The following is a 5,683-nucleotide window of genomic DNA, read 5'->3' as shown; positions in this document are numbered from 1 at the left end:
CCACCAGCGCGAAGATCGTGGTGGCGGGCGGATTCGGCGTGGGCAAGACCACGTTCGTCGGCGCCGTCTCGGAGATCAACCCGCTGCGTACCGAAGCCGTCATGACGTCCGCCTCCGCGGGCATCGACGACCTCACACACACCGGAGACAAAACCACCACCACGGTGGCCATGGACTTCGGCCGCATCACCCTCGACCAGGACCTGATCCTCTACCTCTTCGGCACCCCCGGACAGGACCGCTTCTGGTTCATGTGGGACGACCTCGTACGCGGCGCCATCGGTGCCATCGTGCTGGTGGACACCCGCAGGCTCGCCGACTGCTTCCCCGCGGTCGACTACTTCGAAAACTCAGGACTCCCCTTCGTCATCGCCCTCAACGGCTTCGACGGACACCAGCCCTACACCCCCGACGAAGTACGCGAAGCCCTCCAGATCGGCCCCGACACCCCCATCATCACCACCGACGCCCGCCACCGCGCCGACGCCAAAAGCGGCCTCATCACCCTCGTCGAACACGCCCTCATGGCACGACTCAAGTAGGTATCGCTCTACGGCACTTGCTGTACACGTTCCAGGGGCCGAGGCTGTGTCGTCCGACACGGCCCGCCCCTGCGTTCATAACATTTCGACAGAGAATTCATGGGTCTCGGACACGCGACGCGGTCATCTGGTACCCCTGCGCTCACCTCAGCCTCACCTTTTGGCGTCGCTCGCTCTTTATGCCCGTTTTATCAGCGGCCTGGATCACTCGGATTGGCTGGTTCCAACTGTTTGGAGTGCGGCCGCTCCCCGTGCTGGAATTCGTCGACTCCCGAGTAGTCACGGCCCCTGAAACGAAACACGGCACGACGTAGGTGCCGGCGCCGAGAGGTTGTTGGTCGAGTGAGGCGAAGCAAGACGAGCTCCGCGGAGCAGGCACGGGGTAATTTCACTCCGCCGCCGCGCACAGCGGCGCCGCCTGCGCGTCCTCCTGAAGCCGCCGACCGGCCCGCCGGCAGTTCCAGCCGGCTGGCGCCGCGCAACTGGCGCGTGCCGACCAGGCTGAACGCGATCCTCCTCATCCCGGTGCTCGTCGGCCTTGTGATGGGCGGCTTCCAGGTCAAGGGATCGATAGACACCTGGCGCGAGGCGCAGGACGCCGAGAAGACCGCGCTCGTCGTACGGGCCGCCTCGCAGTACGGGCAGGCGCTCCTCGACGAACGCGACCTCACCGCGCAGCCGTTGCTCGCCAACCACCGTGACGACCCGGCCGTGAACAGGACCCGCGCGCTCACCGACGCGGCGAAGAAGAAGTTCGACGCCGCGGTCCGCGACATGCCAGCGAAGCAGGGGCTTCAGCGCCGACTCAGCCTGTTCCGCGGCGAGGAGCCCAAGCTCGCCGCCCTCCGGCAGAGCGCGTACACCGCGGGCGTGGAGACCCCCGACAAGACCGGCGACCACGGCGGCCCGGTGGCGACGGAGGAGGGCTACACGACGGTCCAGCACTCCCTGATGGAGTTCTCGAACGAACTGGGCCTCGGTACCGGCAACATCACGAGCTACGGCCGTACGGTCTACGCCATCCAGCTCGCCAAGGCGGCCGAGTCGCTCCAGCGCTCCATCGGGACGCATCTGCTCGTCAGGCCCAGCCGGGAGCCGGCCGTCAAGAGCGGCCAGGTGATCGCGTTCTCCTCGTACGCGTATCTGGAGAACATCTCCGTCGGCGAGTACGTCTCCGGCGGCACGGCGGCCGACACGGTCAAGCTCCAGGACGTCATGAAGAAGGAGGCGGCCGAGGGCGCCTCCCAGATCGCCGCAGCCAAGCAGCGGGCGCAGGCCACCGGCAAGCACTTCACTCCCCCGCCGACCCAGGCGGGTTCCGTCGTCGACGGCATGGTCGCCGCGATAGCCACCGGCGACAGCCCGAAGCAGCTCGCGGCGCGCGGTGTCACGCCCGACACCTGGATGGCCGCTTCGACCGCGAAGTTCAACGGTTACACGGAGATCGAGAAGGGCCTCGTCGACAAGGCGGTGGCCGACGCGGCGCACATCTCGACCAGCGCCAGGAACGACGCCTACACCGACGGCGGCATCGTCGTGATCGCCCTGCTGGCCGCCTTCATCCTGGCCGGGATGATGGCCCGGCAGATGAGCCGCTCCATGCGGACGCTGCGTACGGCCGCCTTCGGCATCGCCGAGCAGCGGCTGCCGATGCTGGTCGACCAGCTCTCCCGTACCGAGCCGGGCCGGGTCGACACCCGTGTACGGCCCATCCCCATCGATTCGCGCGACGAGATAGGCGAGGTCGCCCGCGCCTTCGACCAGGTCCACCGGGAAGCGGTCAGGCTGGCGGCCGAGCAGGCCATGCTGCGCGGAAACGTCAATGCGATCTTCACCAACCTCTCGCGGCGCAACCAGTCGCTGATCGAGGGCCAGCTCACGCTGATCTCGGAGCTGGAGACGAACGAGGGCGAGCCCGAGCAGCTCGCGAGCCTCTTCAAGCTGGACCACCTGGCCACCCGGATGCGCCGCAACGGCGAGAACCTCTTGGTCCTCGCCGGTGAGGAGCCGGGCCGCCGCTGGAACCAGCCGGTTCCGCTGGTCGACGTACTGCGCGCCGCCTCCTCCGAGGTGGAGTCGTACGCGCGGATAGAGCTGACCGGCGTACCTGAGGCCGAGATCCACGGCCAGGCCGTGACCGACCTGGTGCATCTGCTGGCCGAGCTGCTGGAGAACGCGACCACGTTCTCGTCCCCGCAGACCAAGGTGCGGGTCACAGCGACCAGGCTGCCCGACGGCCGCGTGATGATCGAGATCCACGACAAGGGCATCGGCCTCACCGCCGAGGACTTCGCCGACATCAACCACAAGCTGGCCAACCCGCCGACGGTGGATGCCTCCGTCTCCCAGCGCATGGGGCTCTTCGTGGTCGGCCGTCTCGCCGACCGGCACGGCATCCGCGTCCAGCTCCGCCCTTCGGGCGAGCAGGCGGGCACGACCTCGCTGGTGATGCTCCCCGACCTGATCACCCACGGCGGCGGCGAGGTCCTCGACGTCGCTCCCGCCGACAACTTCACCGTCCCGCCGGTCGCCCCCGAGCCGCTGCCCGCGCCCGAGGTGCAGTCGGGGCCGGCCATGCTGACCGCCGCCGAACTGGGCTTCGACGACTCACGCTACGGCGGGACACCGCCGAGCAGCTCCGAGCCCGTGCCCGGCGCCCTTCCCGGCCCCGGCCCCTCCACCGCACCGGCGCCCGCGTTCGGGACCGCCGGAGCGGGACCGCTCTTCAGCGACCAGGTCGACGGCCGGCAGTACGCGCCGCAGCAGACCGAATACGGCCAGGGCTACGCGCCGCAACTGGAGCCCGGCCGGCAGGCCGACTACTCGCAGCAGACCGGCTACCAGCAGCAGGCAGGCTACGAGCAGCAGAGCGGGTACGAACAGCAGCAGACGGGATACGGGCAGCAGACCGGCTACGAGGGGTACGCGGCGCCCGGGGCCCTGCCCTACGCCGAGCCCTCGTACCAGGCCCCGGAGAGCGGCGCCGCACCGTACGAGAACCCGTTCGATCCGCATGCCCATCAGGGCGAGTGGCCAGATCAGGGCGCATATCAGGGCGGTTACCAGCCTGACCGGGGCCCCGCTCCGGAATCTGCTCCTGCCGCCCCCGCGAACGCCGCCGACCGCGTAGGCTTCGACCGTCCGGGTCCCTCTCCGAGCACCAGCCACGCCTTGACCGGTGCGGGGCTGCCGCGCCGGGGCGGCAGCCAGCAGCAGGACCAGGGACAGCAGGAGCCCGCCGGGAACGGGAACCAGGACGCCGTACAGCACGCACAGACCGGTCAGCACAACGGACAGGCTGGAGCGCATGAGGGGCAGCCCGGGCAGGTCCCGGTGGCCGACGGCGGACAGAACGGCGCCGGACCGGCCTCAGACGCCGGACAGGCCGCACAGGCCGCCCCCGATGCCGGACAGAACGGGACGCAGGGCACCGAGAGCTGGCGGTCGACCAACGACGACCGCTGGCACCGGGCCGAGAAGCTCCGTGAGCCCAAGGCCGGGGGTGTCACGCCGTCAGGTCTCCCCCGCCGCGTGCCCAAGGCGAACCTGGTCGAGGGAACGGCTGAGCAGACACCGCAGGGCGGCCCCCAGGTCTCCCGCGCTCCGGAGGACGTACGGGGCAGGTTGAGCAACCTGCGCCGGGGCGTCGAGCGGGGAAGAAGCGCGGGAGCGGACACGAACGGACCGGGCCAAGGCCCGGGCAGTACCTACAACCAGGAGCGTTAGTGTGAGCCCGATGAGCCAGGCGGCGCAGAATCTCAACTGGTTGATCACCAACTTCGTGGACAACACCCCTGGGGTGTCCCACACCGTGGTGGTCTCCGCCGACGGACTCCTGCTGGCCATGTCCGACGGATTCCCGCGCGACCGCGCCGATCAACTCGCCGCGGTGGCCTCGGGGCTGACGTCGCTGACGGCAGGGGCGTCCCGGATCTTCGAGGGCGGTGCCGTCAACCAGACAGTGGTGGAGATGGAGCGCGGCTTCCTCTTCCTCATGTCCATCTCTGACGGTTCGTCACTGGCCGTACTCGCCCACCCCGAGGCGGACATCGGTCTGGTGGGTTACGAAATGGCACTTCTGGTCGATCGTGCCGGTACGGTCCTCACTCCGGACCTGCGCGCAGAGCTTCAGGGAAGTCTTCTCAACTAACAGACAGTGCGCTTCCCGCCGCCGCACCATAGGGTGCGGTGGCGCGGCTCCACAGGGACATGGACCGGCGACCGGCAGTCGGAGGAGGAAACGTGACGACACCCCCAGGCGGAGAGCATGCCCGCAACCGCTTCAACTTTCCCTCTGCGCCGAGCAGACGGCAGGGTCCTGGTGACCCTCAGGACGCCGAGGGACACTCCGGGGACCAAGGCCGGTCCCAACAGCCGGGCCAGGGGCCGCCGGCGGGCTACGGGCCGCCTCAGGACTTCGGGTCGCCTCAAGACTTCGGTCCGTCTCAAGACTCAAGGCAGCGCCGGGACTTCGGCGGGGGCGGCGGTCAGGAGTACGGGCAGGACCAGGGACCGGACCCGCGTCGGGACGAGACCCGGCGCCCGGCCGGGAACCGGGCCTTCGGCCGGGACGAGTACGGCCGGGATCCCGGTCAGGCCTTCGACCAGGACTACGGCCGCGACTTCACGCAGGACCACGGGCAGGACCAGGGCCGCCCGGGTGGCCCGGGCCGCGTCCAGGGGCCCAGTGTCCCGCCGCAACAGCCCTACCCGCAGCGGCAGCCGCGTATTCAGCCGATGCAGCCGCATCGTCCTTCGCCCGAGCCTTCCATGGGCACGCACAACCCGTTGGTACGTCCGTACGCCATGACAGGCGGACGTACCCGGCCGCGCTACCAACTCGCCATCGAGGCGTTGGTCAGTACGACGGCGGATCCGTCCCAGTTGCAAGGGCAGTTGCCCGAGCACCAGCGGATCTGCCAGCTTTGTTTCGAGATCAAGTCGGTGGCGGAGATCTCGGCTCTTCTCTCCATTCCCCTCGGCGTCGCCCGGATCCTCGTAGCCGACCTGGCGGAGGCCGGACTTGTCGCCATCCATCAGCCCGGCGGCGACGAGGCCGTCGGCGGTCAGCCAGACGTGACACTGCTCGAAAGGGTGCTCAGTGGACTTCGCAAGCTCTAGCGGCGGTGCAGCCCGCTCAA

At 69.3% G+C, this 5,683-nt stretch carries 4 protein-coding genes and 1 pseudogene; 4 read left to right on the top strand and 1 reads right to left on the bottom strand.

Annotated features, from left to right (window positions below):
• The 3 genes from QR77_RS29965 to QR77_RS29955 all read left to right on the top strand — a co-directional run.
• Nucleotides 1–542, top strand: a 542-nt coding sequence (locus QR77_RS29965) for an ATP/GTP-binding protein (protein ID WP_040025127.1), incomplete at its 5' end; no start/stop codon positions are given.
• 342 nt (nucleotides 543–884) lie between these two features.
• A complete protein-coding gene (locus tag QR77_RS29960) occupies nucleotides 885–4,268 on the top strand; it encodes a nitrate- and nitrite sensing domain-containing protein (RefSeq protein WP_040025126.1) in 3,384 nt (1,127 codons plus the stop codon).
• A 10-nt stretch (nucleotides 4,269–4,278) separates the two neighbouring features.
• Complete coding sequence (locus QR77_RS29955; protein WP_040028900.1) at nucleotides 4,279–4,692, top strand: roadblock/LC7 domain-containing protein; 414 nt, start codon at nucleotides 4,279–4,281, stop codon at nucleotides 4,690–4,692.
• A gap of 302 nt (nucleotides 4,693–4,994) precedes the next feature.
• Here the strand turns inward: QR77_RS29955 and QR77_RS47580 are convergent, their stop codons facing one another.
• A complete protein-coding gene (locus QR77_RS47580; protein WP_040025125.1) occupies nucleotides 4,995–5,291 on the bottom strand; it encodes a hypothetical protein in 297 nt (98 codons plus the stop codon).
• On the opposite strand from QR77_RS47580, the pseudogene QR77_RS29945 reads away from it, so the two are divergent.
• Nucleotides 5,265–5,663, top strand: a pseudogene (locus QR77_RS29945) (DUF742 domain-containing protein); the annotation flags it as partial. The gene QR77_RS47580 and the pseudogene QR77_RS29945 overlap by 27 nt on opposite strands.
• Between the last annotated feature and the right edge of the window lie 20 nt (nucleotides 5,664–5,683).

This window comes from Streptomyces sp. 150FB, assembly GCF_000818195.1.
Classification (GTDB): Bacteria; Actinomycetota; Actinomycetes; order Streptomycetales; family Streptomycetaceae; genus Streptomyces.
Note: the sequence above shows the minus strand (reverse complement) of the source record. Positions and strands in the feature narration are given on the sequence as shown.

What these genes read in the sequence shown, in the direction of transcription:
- QR77_RS29955 (WP_040028900.1), top strand. Translation starts at nt 4,279, where the DNA reads ATGAGCCAGGCGGCGCAGAATCTCAACTGGTTGATCACCAACTTCGTG.
- QR77_RS47580 (WP_040025125.1), bottom strand. Translation starts at nt 5,291, where the DNA reads ATGCGGCTGCATCGGCTGAATACGCGGCTGCCGCTGCGGGTAGGGCTG.